13 protein-coding genes are annotated in these 14,359 nt (G+C 56.9%); 2 read left to right on the top strand and 11 right to left on the bottom strand.

Annotation, left to right across the window (positions count from 1 at the left end; all coding sequences use genetic code 11):
• Positions 1–24: 24 nt before the first annotated feature.
• The 3 genes from ACR0K5_RS17785 to ACR0K5_RS17775 all read right to left on the bottom strand — a co-directional run bounded on the left by ACR0K5_RS17785 (position 25) and on the right by ACR0K5_RS17775 (position 4,133).
• Complete coding sequence (locus tag ACR0K5_RS17785) at positions 25–1,344, bottom strand: glutamine synthetase family protein (RefSeq protein WP_480630989.1); 1,320 nt, start codon at positions 1,342–1,344, stop codon at positions 25–27.
• Positions 1,345–1,478: 134 nt separating this feature from the next.
• Entirely contained in the window at positions 1,479–3,665 is a 2,187-nt protein-coding gene (locus tag ACR0K5_RS17780; protein WP_480630988.1) for a xanthine dehydrogenase family protein molybdopterin-binding subunit, read from the bottom strand.
• A 3-nt stretch (positions 3,666–3,668) separates the two neighbouring features.
• Positions 3,669–4,133, bottom strand: a complete 465-nt coding sequence (locus ACR0K5_RS17775) for a (2Fe-2S)-binding protein (protein ID WP_480630987.1) — start codon at positions 4,131–4,133, stop codon at positions 3,669–3,671.
• Between the two features lie 140 nt (positions 4,134–4,273).
• On the opposite strand from ACR0K5_RS17775, the gene ACR0K5_RS17770 reads away from it, so the two are divergent.
• Positions 4,274–4,882, top strand: coding sequence for a TetR/AcrR family transcriptional regulator (locus ACR0K5_RS17770; protein ID WP_480630986.1), 609 nt, complete (start codon positions 4,274–4,276; stop codon positions 4,880–4,882).
• Between the two features lie 354 nt (positions 4,883–5,236).
• On the opposite strand, the gene ACR0K5_RS17765 is transcribed toward ACR0K5_RS17770, so the two are convergent.
• Positions 5,237–5,779, bottom strand: a complete 543-nt coding sequence (locus ACR0K5_RS17765; RefSeq protein WP_480630985.1) for a sulfite exporter TauE/SafE family protein — start codon at positions 5,777–5,779, stop codon at positions 5,237–5,239.
• A gap of 301 nt (positions 5,780–6,080) precedes the next feature.
• Between ACR0K5_RS17765 and ACR0K5_RS17760 the strand changes: the two genes are divergently transcribed.
• The gene (locus ACR0K5_RS17760) at positions 6,081–6,248 is read left to right on the top strand and encodes a gamma-glutamyltransferase (RefSeq protein ID WP_480631100.1); all 168 of its coding nucleotides are present in this window, start codon (positions 6,081–6,083) and stop codon (positions 6,246–6,248) included.
• Between the two features lie 540 nt (positions 6,249–6,788).
• On the opposite strand, the gene ACR0K5_RS17755 is transcribed toward ACR0K5_RS17760, so the two are convergent.
• From ACR0K5_RS17755 to ACR0K5_RS17725, 7 genes are all read right to left on the bottom strand, one after another.
• Positions 6,789–8,300 carry a mannitol dehydrogenase family protein gene (locus ACR0K5_RS17755; protein WP_480630984.1) on the bottom strand — a complete coding sequence of 504 codons (1,512 nt, stop codon included), beginning with the start codon at positions 8,298–8,300 and terminating at the stop codon, positions 6,789–6,791.
• A complete protein-coding gene (locus ACR0K5_RS17750; protein ID WP_480630983.1) occupies positions 8,300–9,073 on the bottom strand; it encodes an L-iditol 2-dehydrogenase in 774 nt (257 codons plus the stop codon). The genes ACR0K5_RS17755 and ACR0K5_RS17750 overlap by 1 nt, the downstream gene beginning before the upstream one ends.
• Positions 9,070–10,074, bottom strand: coding sequence for an ABC transporter ATP-binding protein (locus tag ACR0K5_RS17745; protein WP_480630982.1), 1,005 nt, complete (start codon positions 10,072–10,074; stop codon positions 9,070–9,072). Before ACR0K5_RS17745 ends, ACR0K5_RS17750 begins: the two co-directional genes overlap by 4 nt.
• A gap of 12 nt (positions 10,075–10,086) precedes the next feature.
• On the bottom strand, positions 10,087–10,917 hold the full coding sequence (locus tag ACR0K5_RS17740; RefSeq protein ID WP_480630981.1) for a carbohydrate ABC transporter permease: 831 nt from the start codon (positions 10,915–10,917) through the stop codon (positions 10,087–10,089).
• Between the two features lie 13 nt (positions 10,918–10,930).
• Positions 10,931–11,797, bottom strand: coding sequence for a carbohydrate ABC transporter permease (locus ACR0K5_RS17735; RefSeq protein ID WP_480630980.1), 867 nt, complete (start codon positions 11,795–11,797; stop codon positions 10,931–10,933).
• Between the two features lie 106 nt (positions 11,798–11,903).
• The gene (locus tag ACR0K5_RS17730; protein ID WP_480630979.1) at positions 11,904–13,208 is read right to left on the bottom strand and encodes an ABC transporter substrate-binding protein; all 1,305 of its coding nucleotides are present in this window, start codon (positions 13,206–13,208) and stop codon (positions 11,904–11,906) included.
• Between the two features lie 95 nt (positions 13,209–13,303).
• Positions 13,304–14,347, bottom strand: a complete 1,044-nt coding sequence (locus ACR0K5_RS17725; protein ID WP_480631099.1) for a LacI family DNA-binding transcriptional regulator — start codon at positions 14,345–14,347, stop codon at positions 13,304–13,306.
• Positions 14,348–14,359 lie beyond the last annotated feature (12 nt).

The raw sequence follows: 14,359 nt of genomic DNA, 5'->3' as shown, positions 1-14,359 counted from the left end.
GAGTGATTGAAGCGGCAAGGGGGGTCAAACCGACTCGAGATAGCTCAGCCAATGATCCTCAGGTGGGATGCCCCCAAATCGGGTGACCTCTTGTCGCTTGGTCATGGTCAGATAGCGGATCAGGTCGGCGGGGAACAACCGTGCCACCACAGGGTCGGATTCGAATCTGTCAATTGCAGACGACCAATCCGGCACCAACTGGGGCAGGTCAACGATGTCATAGGCATTCCCCGTGATCGGGGCAGGGGGCTCCAGACCGTCTTCGATACCAGCAAACGCCGCGCCCAGCACCGCGGTCAGCATCAGATAAGGGTTGATATCTCCACCCGCGGCGCGATGTTCGATGCGTCGTGCCGCCGATGCACCGCCCGGGATGCGAATGGCGGCGGTTCTGTTCTCATAGGCCCAGCAAGCCCCTGTGGGTGCGTGCGCGCCCGGTATAAGCCGTGTGTATGAATTGCCATGAGGCGCAAAGATCAGCGTGCTGCCCGGCATGGCAGCGACGCAGCCCGCAACGGCAGACCGCAGAAAATCTGTGCCTTCAGGCCCGCCGTTGTCGAACACATTTCGTCCGTCCCGATCTAGTACGGAGAAATGCACGTGCATTCCGTTGCCTGCATCATCGGCGTAGGGCTTGGACATGAAGGTGGCCGCAAATCCGTGTTTACGCGCCAACCCGCGTGTCAACGCCTTGAAAAGCCACGTGTCGTCGGCACAGCGCATGGCGTCCTGATGGTTCAGATTGATCTCGAACTGGCCGATGCCGCTTTCCGATATGGCCGTCTGAGCAGGGATACCCATATCGGCGCAACCGTCGTACAGGTCGGTAAAGAATGCCTCGAATGCGTCCATCTCAGCCACCGACAGAACGGCCTCATCCGAAAGGCGCCGCCCGGTTATCGGATTCACTGGCGGTTGCGGTTGCGGGCCGGAAGCATCAACAAGTGTAAACTCCAGCTCGGTTGCGGCAACAACAGACCAGCCGTGCTGCGCATAGCGTTCGAGAATGGCGGCCAGAGCATGTCGCGGATCACCCGCGAATGGTACGCCTTCATCACTATAGAGGCTCATCGGTACCAACGCGGTTTCTGACTCCAGCCAGGGCACGGGTACTGGACCACGCTCGGTTGGACGCAAGACGCCATCTGCGTCGCCGGTTTCAAAGACCAGCGGGCTTCCGTCGATATCTGCGCCCCACAGATCAACGTTCAGTGCTGAAAAAGGCATCCGTACCGCGCCTTTTTCCAGTTTGTTGGCATAACCGGGGGGCACGCGTTTGCCGCGCATCTGTCCATTCAGATCACATGCTGCAACGCGAAAGTTGTGCAGGGCGCTCAGGTCCATTGGGGGCTCCGTCGGTGCTACTCCCCAGTGACTTACTTCAATGGATCTGCTTTGTCACCAAATTTGATCAAATTTTGACAGCGGTGATTTTAAAAACTCCCCGCGCCAGTTTGACCCGGCGCGGGGCACTGTTTTTAGGCAAAGCTCACGCCATGCTCTTCCATGGGCAGTTGCGCCACGTGCACACCTGACAGGGCATTGATCGCGTTAGCCAGTGCAGGTGCCGACGGAGGTGTGCCGGGCTCGCCAACGCCGGTCGGTGCTTCGGCCGAAGGTACGATATGCACGTCAATTGCGGCAATATCACCGATCCGCAGCGGTTCGTAATCAGGGAAGTTGTATTGATCCACGGCGCCGCTGGTCAGCGTGATCTGATCTCGCATGACGTGACCAATGCCATAGCCAATGCCACCTTCCATCTGGGCGCGCACAACATCGGGGTTTACGGCAATACCGCAGTCTACGGCACAGGTGACCTTTTCGATCTTGATGCCGCTTTCCGGGTCGCCAGAGACCTCGACCACTTCGGCCGCGTAAGATCCAAAGGATTTGTGAACCGCGATCCCCTGCGACCGACCTTCCGGCGCTTTACCCCAGTTTGCCTTTTCAGCCGCCAACTTCAAGACGGCTGCCTTGCGCTTCTGGTCAGGGTTGCTGGCGTCGGTCAGATGTGCCAAGCGGAACTCAACTGGATCACGGCCTGCAGCCTCCGCTACCAGATCCATCATGGTTTCCATTGTATAGGCCGTGTGGGTATGACCAACAGAACGCCACCACAGAACCGTGGTCGCCTTGGGTGTATCGGTCAGTCCCACAGCCATGCCAGGGATGGCGTACGGGCTGTCTGAAACACCTTCGACCGAGCTGTGGTCGACGCCATCGTGAACCAGAACAGCTTCGAACGCCGTCCCTTTGATGACAGACTGTCCTGCAATCTGGTGCTGCCACCCAATGATATTGCCCTCGGCATCCAAACCAACGCGAACCTTGTGACCGAAAGCAGGCCGATAATAGCCGCTGCGAATATCGTCTTCGCGGGTCCACACCAGTTTCACCGGGCGCGAGCGATCTGTGGCCACAAAGGCCAGAGCAGCCTCGACCTGATAGTCTGCATCGGGGGTCGCCCGGCGTCCGAACGAACCGCCTGCCAGCATCGTTTTGATGTGAATCTTCTCAGCGGGAAGCTGGAAGATCTGCTGATAGGCCATATGCGGGCCGGTTGGCATCTGTGCGCCATCATGCAGGATGATGTCTCCCTCTGCTGTCTGCTCGATGGTGCAGTTCAGGGGCTCCATCGGCGCATGGGCAAGCAGCGGGAAGTAGAAGGTCTTCTCAATGACCTTATCCGCCCCGTCGATGGCCGCCGACACCGCCGCCACGTCTGCCTTGTTCACATTGTATGTGGGGGCTGCGTCCAGTGCGGTCATGATCTCGGCCTTGATCTGATCCGAGTTGCGAGTTTCAGCGCCGGACATATCCCACTCGACCTCAAGTGCATCGCGCGCCTGAATGGCCGCCCAGGTGTTTTCGGCATAGACCGCGACACCCGCCTGATTGGGCAGGACAGCTGAGTTGATGTAGCCCTTCACCTCTTTTGATGCGCTGTCATCAAAGCCAAGGGCGATACCACCCTTCGACTCCGGACGTTTGATCATAGCGACCATCTGATTGGGCAGATGAACGTCCATGGCATACATCGCCTGACCGTTGCCCTTGATTGTCGAGTCCTTGCGGCGCACAGCTTCGTTGCCGATCAGGCGGAACTCGGACGGGTCTTTCAGGCGCGGCTCGGCCGGGGCGTCCAACTGAGACGCAGCGGCCACGAATTCAGCGATCGGAGCAGATCTGTCACCTGACTTGACGATACCTTCCTCGATAGTGATGCCCGAGGCATCCACGCCCCAGCTTTGCGCGGCGGCGTTGATCAGCATTTCGCGGGCGGCTGCACCGGCCTGACGGTATTGCAGCCACGAATTCGCCATTGCGGTCGAACCGCCGGTGCCCTGGAAGGGGCCAAACAGAAGGTTGTTGTAAACACTCGGATCAGATGGTGCGAATTCATACTCGATCTGGTCCATGGAAAGGCCGATTTCTTCGGCAATCAGCGTCGGCAAACCGGTCGCGGGACCTTGACCCTTTTCAAAGTGTTTGACGATGGCGGTCACGGTGCCATTGGCATCAATCTTCACAAACGGGTTGAGCTGAGTGGTCTCGGACGAAGCCGCCGCCAGCACACCGTCTGGACGGGCGCCGACCAGCAGGACGGCACCGGCAGCAGCGGCAGTTTTCAGAAATCCACGGCGAGAGGTGTTGATGGTCATGGATCAGGCCTCCAGAATTTCAGACGCGCGCTGGATGCCGGCACGAATGCGTTGATAGGTGGCGCAACGGCAGGCGTTGCCGGACATGTAGTCATCAATCTCTTCGACTGAGGGTTTGGAGTTCCCGGACAGCAGCCCGACCGCCGACATCACCTGACCCGACTGGCAATAGCCGCATTGGACCACATCCAGTTCGACCCAGGCCTGTTGAACGGCGGCACCGATCCTGTCATCTCCGACGGCCTCGATTGTGGTGATCTCGGCGTCTTCGACATCTTCGATAAAGGTCTGGCACGAGCGCACAGGCTCACCGTTCAGATGCACAGTGCAGGCCCCACAGGACGCTACGCCGCAGCCGAATTTGGTGCCGGTCAGTTTCAGTTCGTCTCGGATCACCCAGAGCAGGGGCGTTCCGGGTTCGGCCTCAACCTCGTGGGTTTTGCCGTTCAGGTTCAATGTAAGAGCCATGATGGGGGATCTCCTGTTGGCGCTGGTTTCCGCAATTGGTAAACTGGCGGGTTTACTCATGGCATATTATTTTGCCGTTGTAAACTCCTGCGTTTACCTAGGGTTTGACCAAGGCCTGTCAATAGGTCTATAGCTCTGACATGAACGAATGCAGCGCACAGAATGCGTCCAAGCGCGCACAGATCATCGAAGCTGCCGTGGCCGAGTTCCAGGAGAAGGGCTTTGCTTCGGCTAGCATGGATCGAATTTCATCGCAGGCCGAAGTGTCCAAGCGCACGCTGTACAAGTATTTCGAAAGTAAGGAAAATCTGTTCCGCTCCATCGTGGTCGAGCTGTCCAGTCGTTTTGCTGAAGTGCTGGAAATCCGGTATGAGAAAGGCCGTGATATTCGCGCACAATTGACCGAATTGGCCTGGGCGGAAGGGCGTATTCTGATGCTGCCCGATGTCATTGCGATGGCTCGGATGGTAATCAGCGAAACCTTGCGCAACCCCGCGCTCGCAGCTGCAGCTCAGGGCAAGCTGGACAAGACCGCCACATTCATAGCCATGCTCAAAGACGCGGCAGAGGATGGGCAACTGCAGATTGATGATCCCGAACAGGCCGGGCGTGAGTTTATTGGCCTGATCAAAGCGCGCGCCTTCTGGCCGTTGCTTTTTACCGGTGAGGTTCTGAGCGAACCGGAGATGACGGAAACGATCGAAAGTAGTGTTCAGATGATGATGAGCCGATACGGCATCAGGCCCTGAGCTGCAGAAACCTGATGATCGCTGCCTGGACACCGCCAGAAGAAATACCAGGGGGCGCAAAGGTTGGCTAGATTTTGACCGCTGGATTTCACGCTAATCTACAATTGGGATCAGTGCTCAACCTGCCACCGGTATTGATATCTGGTTGGAGTTGTTCAAATTCCAACGACTGTGATGCCCTTGGTCGTGAACGGCCATTGCTGCCATTGAACATAAACTGGAGAAGCTGTGGCGCTGCCTCCCGAATCCGCCATTCGTGGTGAGTACTCCCCCTCCATCAATGACGCAGATCAGATAGGCGCAGCCGCAGAGGTTCGTCGCGCGGCACCAACAAACATAAGCCTCTGTGAAATGTCACCATACGATATCCAAGACCATTCTGGCAATGACGACCAGCAGGACCACGCCAAAGGTGATCTCCAGTTTTCGTGGCGGCAGGCTGTGGGCGAACATTGCGCCGTATGGGGCCGCCAGTATTGAGAGCGGGACCACCAGCGCCGCGCCCAGAAGGCTGACATAGCCCAGCGCACCCAGGATCGCGATCAGAACTCCAAGGCCTGCCGAGGTGGCAGCGGCCTGACGAATGGATTGTCCAACGCTGGTCACGAACAGGTTATACAGATTGCCGCCACCAATGCCCATAAAGGTAGACAGATGGCTGATCCCGAAACCTGCACCGTTTGTTATCGGATTCGACGGAAGTTGATTGGGTATGGTCCAGCCGTTGCGGTGGAACAACATCTTGATCGCAATGATCAACGCGATCCCTGCAAAGATGGCGCGCAGAACGTCACCCGTAACGCCGCCGACGATCAGCGAGGCGACAACGACGCCGAACGGAACCCGGAACACCCATCGCTTTGGCAATTTAAACACCGTCGGTGCAGCGATTGGCATCCACGGACTAAGGCCCGTGCACCAGTCCATTCGGCCAGTCGCGTGGCATCCCCGGTAGAACCCATGGCCAGCGTCAGAAACGCGGAACCTGCCACCAACAGCATGATCATGGCCAAGACGTTGGTGACCCCATCAGCCCGTCAATGAAATTGTGCCAGTTCAGTGAACCATCGATCCCGGATAACAACAGTGCACCCAATGCGCCCAGAACCGCAGCCTCAGCGGGTCAGGCGACGCCAGCCCCCATGGCTCGGAATGGCTCCAGTCCGTTGTCGCCAGCGCATCCCCGACGTGCGTATGTCTGGGCACACGACTGCAAATGATGAGCCTGGCCGCCAACGCGCCCGGTGCATTGGCACCGGGCAAGCGCCCCGGCAGCGCTCTGACGCCAACACTGTTGCTGAACCGCGATGGATCGTCCTATTTGCCGCTCGGCACACCCGGCGGGGACAAACAGGACCAGTGGTAGTTGGTCTTCCTGATCCGTCATTTCCTGTGCAGTTTGTCGCAGCAAACGACCAATGGCGCACCCGGCCGTATGAAGATCGAAGAAAAGGCCGGCCTGAATTGGTCGCCGCCCTCGCCGCGCGGAATGCATTTCGTCACCTCCGCGCGACCTTAATCCGAGGGTTGGGTTTGCAACAGCATGATCACACCAGAAGGGATGTTGGTCGGGGCCACCAGTGCCCGGGGCTTGCAAGACTACGCGGAGGGGCGATGAACGAGGCCACTTGGGGATGCCAAAGATCGTAATCTTTTGAAAGCTATTCTGCTGCGCCAGCATTCTGGTATCGTGCAGCGTTGCCCATTTTCGTTCTGAGCAGGTGCCTCTGTTAGCCACAAAACTGCGGACATTCCCTTGCAGTCATGCCGGACTGGATCAGTATTGAGAAGCCGGGTGGCAAAAGCAGAGGGCGTCTGATTTCGCCCGAGTCTGTGGAAAAACAACGTGTTGCTGGGGCGGAATATAGGAGTGTGACTGCGACTCAATACGTTTCGCGGCGCGAAATTAGTTTAGCATAGATCCTCGACCGACATAATTAGCTATCGCTTCCCGGCAGCCACGTTGCCAGATCGCGGTCAGCCAATAGGCAAAGGTTTTCGCAAAGTGTGTGTCGCGACCCAATTCACCAAAATACTGGCTTTGTTCGATCCACAAAACTGGTTCAGCTTTGGATGCCACCGCGGTATTTCTCAAGTCGTCCCATTGAGGGTCGTTCGGGGTGATTTCGGAGCCGTCTTCACGAACGCCCGCACACATCCGGCACCAGAATGCTTCGGCCAGTGCGAGCCCGCTCATTGACGCGCCAGATGCAAATGCATCGCGCAGCGACGGCAGCAGGAACCCCGGATGCCGCGCGGATCCGTCAAACGCGACCCGCCGCGTTGTGTCGAGAATGGCGGTATTCGCAAAACGCCTTTCAACTAGCGCAAGGTATTCCGTTGGTGTTGTCCCGGGGACAGCCTTGACATGCGGTAAAATCTCCTCGGCCTGAACCTTTGCAAAAAACGCAACGATATCAGGGTCCTGCATGCAATCAGAGATCGTCGGAATATTCAGAATTTCCCCAACATTTGCAAGCAGTTGGTGGCCACCGTTCAAAATGCGCAGCTTCATCGTTTCATAACTGTGCACGTCGTCAGTCAGCGTTACACCAACCTGTTCAAGAGGCGGTCGTCCAGCGCAGAATTCGTCTTCAACCACCCATTGCCGAAAGTTCTCATGCGAGACCGGTGCGCGGTCGTCGACACCAAGCGCGCGGCATTTTGAAATCACCTTCTCCGTCGTGGCGGGCACGATGCAATCCACCATCGAACTGGGAAACGCGCCGTTTTGGTCGATCCAGTCGGCCAGTTCGGGGTCGGACATACGAGCCAGGCTGACGATGCAGTGGCGTAAGATCTCGCCGTTGCGCTGAAGGTTGTCGCAGCTTAGTGCAGTAAATGGTTTCAGACCGTCATTCCGACGCTGCCCGAGCGCCGCAACGATGGCTCCAAATGCTGTGCGGGGCAGGTCGGGGTTTTCTGCATCGTGGCGAATATCTTCGTGATTCGTGTTGAACGCACCGGTGTTGGCGTCCAGAAAATACCCGCCTTCGGTCACAGTCAAAGATACAATCCGAATTGACGGGTCCGTCATCTTTCGGATCAGCGCTGCATTGCTGTCCTCAATGGGCAGATAGTCGATCATCGGACCAATTACTTCGGCGGATAACCCCTTTGGGTCCAGCTCGATCAACGTTGTCAAACAATCTTGTTTCAACAGTTTTTCACGCATCTCGGCGTCATATCTGCGCAAACCGGCCCCAATGATCGCCCAATCATGGGCCAGACCCTGTTGCATCAGCTTATGGATAAACCAGGCCTGATGTGCGCGATGAAAATTGCCCAGCCCAATGTGGACGATCCCCGGTTTCAGGTCCGAGATCTCATAGTTCATCTTTCTGACAGTCGCAGGCAGGTCGACAATGCTGTCACGCAGTAGCCGCATCGGAGGTTTTGCGTTCGCCAAAGGGTTCATCAGCTCATCCAGTTTCCGCCGTCGACATTGTACGTTTGCGCGACGATGTATTTGGCCTCGTCAGACGCCAGGAATACCGCCAATCCAGTCAGATCTTCGGCGCGCGCCATGCGGCCGAATGGGACGGCTGCCGCGACTTCGCGTTTCTTCTGTCCGCGCGGTTTGCCTTCGTATTTCGCGAAGAACGCATCGACGCCGTCCCAATGATCGCCTTCGACTACGCCCGGGGCGATGGCGTTCACATTGATTCCGCTGGAAATCAAGTTCAGCCCCGCTGACTGCGTCAAAGAAATGATCGCCGCCTTGCTGGCGCAGTAGACAGCGACCAGAGGCTCACCTCTTCGCCCGGCCTGCGACGCCATATTGATGATCCTGCCTTTGACCCCGTGTTCGATCATGTGTCGCGCGACGGCCTGCATCGTGAACAGAACGCCAGCAACATTGGTATCAAAGACCCGGTTGTAATCGGCACGCTCGATTCCGACGATGGGGGCGGCGGTGAAAATGGCCGCGTTATTGATCAGAATATCGATGGGCCCGAAATGTGCAGCTGTCTGCGCGACCGCCTCATCGATACTTTGTTGGTTGGTCACATCCATCCTGATGGCCAGCGCCGCCTCACCAATTTCAGCCGCTGCGTCCCGTGCCCTTTGGCTGTCTATGTCGGCGATGGCGACACGCGCGCCTTCCTCAACATAGGCTTTGGCAAAGGCCAGTCCGATGCCTCGCGCGGCCCCGGTGATCAGGGCGGTTTTGCCTGCCAGACGTGTCATTCGATCCGCAGGCCTTTCGCGTCAAACCGGTGGATCACGTCGGCGCGGGGTGTCAGATGGATGTGATCGCCGTGACGAAAGTCGACCTCGCCATCTGCGCGTACCGTGATGGTTTCGGCCAGACCGGTATCGTGGACATGGAAGAAGGTGTCAGATCCAAGGTGTTCGGATACGCTCACTTTACCCGACCAAGTGCCTTCGCTGTCTGACACAGCAATATGTTCCGGGCGGATTCCGATAGTATGGGCACCGTGTTTTGCAGCCTCTTTGCCCTCGATAAAGTTCATCTTCGGGGAACCGATGAAGCCCGCGACAAATAGATTTCGGGGAGTGCGGTAGAGTTCCAACGGACTGCCAACCTGTTCGATAACACCTGCCTGCAGTACGACGATCTTGTCGGCCATGGTCATCGCTTCGACCTGATCGTGCGTGACGTAAATCATCGTGGTCGCCAGACGCTCATGCAGTTCGCTGATTTCCAGCCGCATGCCGACGCGCAGCGCAGCATCCAGATTGGAGAGCGGTTCATCAAACAGGAAAGCCGCAGGTTCTCTAACGATGGCACGCCCGATAGCGACCCGCTGGCGCTGGCCACCGGACAATTGACCGGGGCGGCGGTCAAGGTAATCAGTCAGGTTCAGGACACTTGCCGCGCCTTCAACACGTTTGTCAATTTCGGCCTGATCCAGTTTAGCCATACGAAGTGGGAAGGCTATGTTCTTCCGCACTGTCATATGCGGATAGAGAGCATAAGACTGGAACACCATGGCCAGACCGCGCTTGGCAGGGGGGACGTCGGTCGCGTCCGCCCCATCGATGTCGATAGAGCCGGATGTAATATCTTCCAGCCCCGCGATCAGGCGCAGCAGTGTAGATTTGCCACAACCCGACGGGCCGACGAAGACAGTGAATTCTCCATCCTGAATGGTCAGGTCCAACGGAGGAATGACCTGTACGTCGCCGAAGCTTTTGGTCACGGACTTGAGTTGAATACGTCCCATGAGAAATCTTCCTTATTTGACAGCGCCGAAGGTCAGGCCACGGACAAGTTGTTTCTGGCTGAACCAGCCAAGGATCAGAATTGGAGCAATCGCCATGGTCGAGGCCGCGCTGAGCTTGGCAAAGAACAGGCCTTCAGGGCTGGAATAGCTGGCGATAAAGGCCGTCAGCGGAGCCGCGTCGACCGCGGTCAGGTTGAGCGTCCAGAATGCCTCGTTCCACGCCAGGATGAAGTTCAGCAGGACGGTCGAGGCAATACCGGGCACAGCCATGGGCGTCAGAACATAGAAGATTTCCTCTTTCAGCGTGGCACCGTCCATCCGCGCGGCTTCCAGAATCTCGCCTGGAATTTCGCGGAAGTAGGTGTAAAGCATCCAGACGATGATCGGCAGATTGATCAGCATCAGCACAACAACCAACCCCCCGCGGGTATCGAGCAGCCCCAGACGGATAAACAGCAGGTAGATCGGATAGAGTACGCCGACCGCAGGCAACATCTTGGTGGACAGCATCCACAGCAGAATGTCCTTGGTTCGTTTAGACGGAACAAAGGCCATCGCCCAAGCGGCGGGCACCGCGATGATCACACCCAGAACGGTCGAACCGCCTGCGATGATGACCGAATTCCACAGGAACCGCATATAGTCCGAGCGTTCCTGCACGATGGCATAGTTTTCCAGAGTCCAATCAAAATTCAGGAACAAAGGCGGGCTGGCGATCGCCTGCGCTTCGGTTTTGAAGCTGGTCAGGATGGTCCAGAGGATCGGGAAGAATATCAGCAGACCAACGGCCCAGGCGAGGGCGGTGTTCAGCGACTTGCGGCGGGTTGTGACTGTACGGGCCATTGCTCTTACCTCCTCACGCGTCCAGGTTTTTGCCGACAATGCGCATCAGGAAGATGGCAACGATATTGGCGAGGATGATGGCGTAGACACCGCCGGCTGATCCAAGCCCGACATTCTGGCTTTCCAGCACGCGCTGGAAGATCAGGTAGGTGAGTGTACGGGTGCCGAATGCGCCGCCGGTGGTTACAAATATCTCAGCGAAGATCGACAGAAGAAAGATTGTCTGGATCAAAATGACAATCGTGATCGCGCGGCTCAGATGCGGCAGGACGATGTGGTAGAAGCGTTTCAGAACCGGCGCACCATCCATTTCGGCCGCTTCCAGTTGCTCGCTGTCCAGCGATTGAATTGCGGTCAACAGGATCAGCGTCGCGAAGGGCAACCACTGCCACGAGACGATCATGATTATCGACGTCATCGACGCCTCGGACAGCCATGAGATCGGCTCCGCCCCGAAAAAACGCCACAGATGAGCCAGCAATCCATTGACCGGGTCCATGAACATGTTCTTCCAGACCAGCGCGGATACGGTTGGCATGACAAAGAACGGGGCGATCACAAGGATACGAACAACGCCTTGTCCCCACATTGGCTGGTCAAGCAGCATCGCCAGCAGGATGCCCAGCAAAACAGTGATGAACAACACGCCACCCACGATCGTAAGTGTTGCCTGAACCGCAGGCCAGAACGAACTTGAGGAAACAAATCGGACGTAGTTATCGAATCCGACCCAGCCCAGATCACCTCCGCGCAACGGCAGGTATTTTTTGAAAGAAAAATACAGTGTCATCGTCAGCGGCACGAGCATCCAGCCAAGAAGCAGGACCACTGCTGGTGCCATCATCATGCGTGCAACGGATCGGGAATGCTGGGTAGCCATGACGCAAGACCTCTCTGTTCAGGCGTAACTCAGCCTGCGAGAAAAATGTGGGTTGTGGAAGGGTGTGGCGGGGGGCAGTGGTCTGCCCGCCCGCGGGGAGGATGCCTCAGTACCCTGCGGCTTCCATTTCCTCAACAGTGAAGGCCTGTGCTTTTTCCAATGCCTCTTCTACTGTTTGCTGTCCGGCATAAACTGCCGAGAATTCCTGGCTCACCTGCGTGGCGATGCCTGCGAATTCGGGGATCGCGGCGAACTGGATGCCGACGTACGGCACCGGCTTAACCGTCGGATTGTTCGGATCGGCCGATAGAATCGAGTCCAGCGTCATCTGCGCGAACGGCACCTTTTGATACTCGGGGTTCTCATATAGCGAGGTGCGTGCGCCGGGAGGGACATTGGCCCAACCTTCGTTTTCGGCGACCAGTTCAATGTAGTCCTTGGACGTTGCCCATTCGATGAACTGCTTGGCTGCATCTTCTTGCTGGGTACCTGCCGGAATGGCCAACGCCCAAGCCCAGAGCCAGTTTGATCGCTTATCAACGCCTTCCGAATTCGGGGCCAGAGCGAAACCGACCTTGTCGGCCACGGTTGAATCGTCAGGATTGGTCACGAAGGATGCCGCAACAGTAGCGTCGATCCACATTCCGCACTTGCCTTGCTGGAACAACGACAGATTTTCGTTGAATCCGTTCGTAGCATAACCCGCAGGCCCGGATTCGGCCATCATGTCCACGAAGAACGTCAGTGCTTCGTTCCATTCAGGTTGGTCAAACTGGGGCTTCCAGTCTTCGTCAAACCAACGTGCGCCGAACGAGTTCCCGGTCACGGTAATGAAGGCGCCCCCTTCACCCCAACCGGCCTTGCCGCGCAGACAAATACCATTGATGTCATTGTCGCGGTCCGTCATCGCTGCTGCCGCTTCGCGGATGAACTGCCAGGTAGGAGCTTCGGGCATTTCCAGGCCGGCTTTTTCCATCAGATCTGTGCGATACATGATCATCGAGCTTTCGCCGTAGAACGGTGCCGCATACAGGGTGCCGTCATTGCTCAGCCCGTTGCGCATCGCAGGCAGGATGTCATCCACATCATATTCGGCGGATAGCCCTTCCAGCGGCACCAACCAGCCATTCGCGCCCCAGATTGGGGTCTCGTACATGCCGATGGTCATGATATCGAATTGACCGCCCTTGGTAGTGATGTCCGTGGTCACACGCTGGCGCAGAACGTTCTCCTCCAGCGTCACCCACTCAACGTCGATGCCGGTCGCTTCAGTGAATTTGTCAGTATAGCCCTGCATCCGGATCATATCGCCGTTGTTCACAGTGGCGATTGTGATGGATTGCGCGTGGGCTGCTGCCGTGGCGACGAAAGTCAGCGCAGTCGCCGCACGAAGTGCATGCTTCAGATACATCCCTGTCCTCCCTGAGCTTGGATGTCGTGCAGAGAGAGTAGGTCAAAAGTTTTCGCGGCGTCAATAAAAACTTTACGCGCGTTAAATAATGAGGCTCATGCAGAATCCCTTAAGACAAGCCTTGCGGGGAAAAGCGTCTCCGTTCGCGTTTCAAATTCCCCTCCACTTTCAATAAGTTCGAACAGGGTTTCGACGCTGCGCCCGGCAACGTTGTCATAGTCATGCGCAGCGGTTGTCAGGGATGGGCATGTGAACTTTGCGAAAGGATGATCGTCATTCGAGGCCACTCGCAACGTGCAGTCGTCTTTACGACCGACCCGAATCCCCTGTTCGTAACAGGCCGCAAGAAAGCCGATCGCCAATCGGTCATTGCTGCACAACACCGAGTCCGTTCGCAGTTTGCTTTCTTTCAGGGCTTTCAGCGCACCCTTGTGGCCGATTTCTTCAAATGCCCAACCTTCGCCGTCGACCTTGATGATATGAGGTTCGAACCCGAGGCGCTCCATTACGTCAACATAGGCCTTTCTTCGTTTGTTTGCGTTCGGGTTTGCCGGCGTGCGCATCTCAAAGAACGAAGGAGGCTCGCCTGTACGGGTCATGTATTCGACCGTTTGTGAGACAAAGCTGAAATTATCCGATCCAACAAAAGCTGCACCCAAGCCATCTAGATTGCTGTCAAACAAAACAGTCGGAACACTGGCGCAGAACTTCTCGATCGCCGATCTGTCTGAGACACGCCCCAAAGGTGCCAACAGAACGCCAGCGGGCTTGATGGATTGCAGGCCGTCCAGAATTTCGTTTTCCAATTTTTGTTCGCCATGCGAGCTGAACAGGGATGGGCGATAGCCTGCTGCGATACAGCTTTGCTCCAGATATCGCGCGATTTCGGCAAAGAACGGATCGGCAAGATAAGGTACCACGATGCCGATATTCTTGGTCAATTTCCGGTTCTGGTTCACGGCATAGATATTCGGTCGATAGTCGAACCGCTCAAGCGCCTCTTCAATGCGGGCCCGTGTTGTGGGCCGAACACTGTCCGGATCCTGAAAATACTTGGAAACCGTGGGTCGGGAAATCCCACTGAGGGCCGCAAATTCTTCCATATTCCTTATTTTGGTCATGTCAGCCTGCCTGCGGATCTTCGCCGCCTT

Source organism: Ruegeria sp. AB9 (assembly GCF_056542585.1).
The sequence above is the reverse complement of the archived record's forward strand: the minus strand, read 5'-3'. Positions and strand labels throughout refer to the sequence as shown.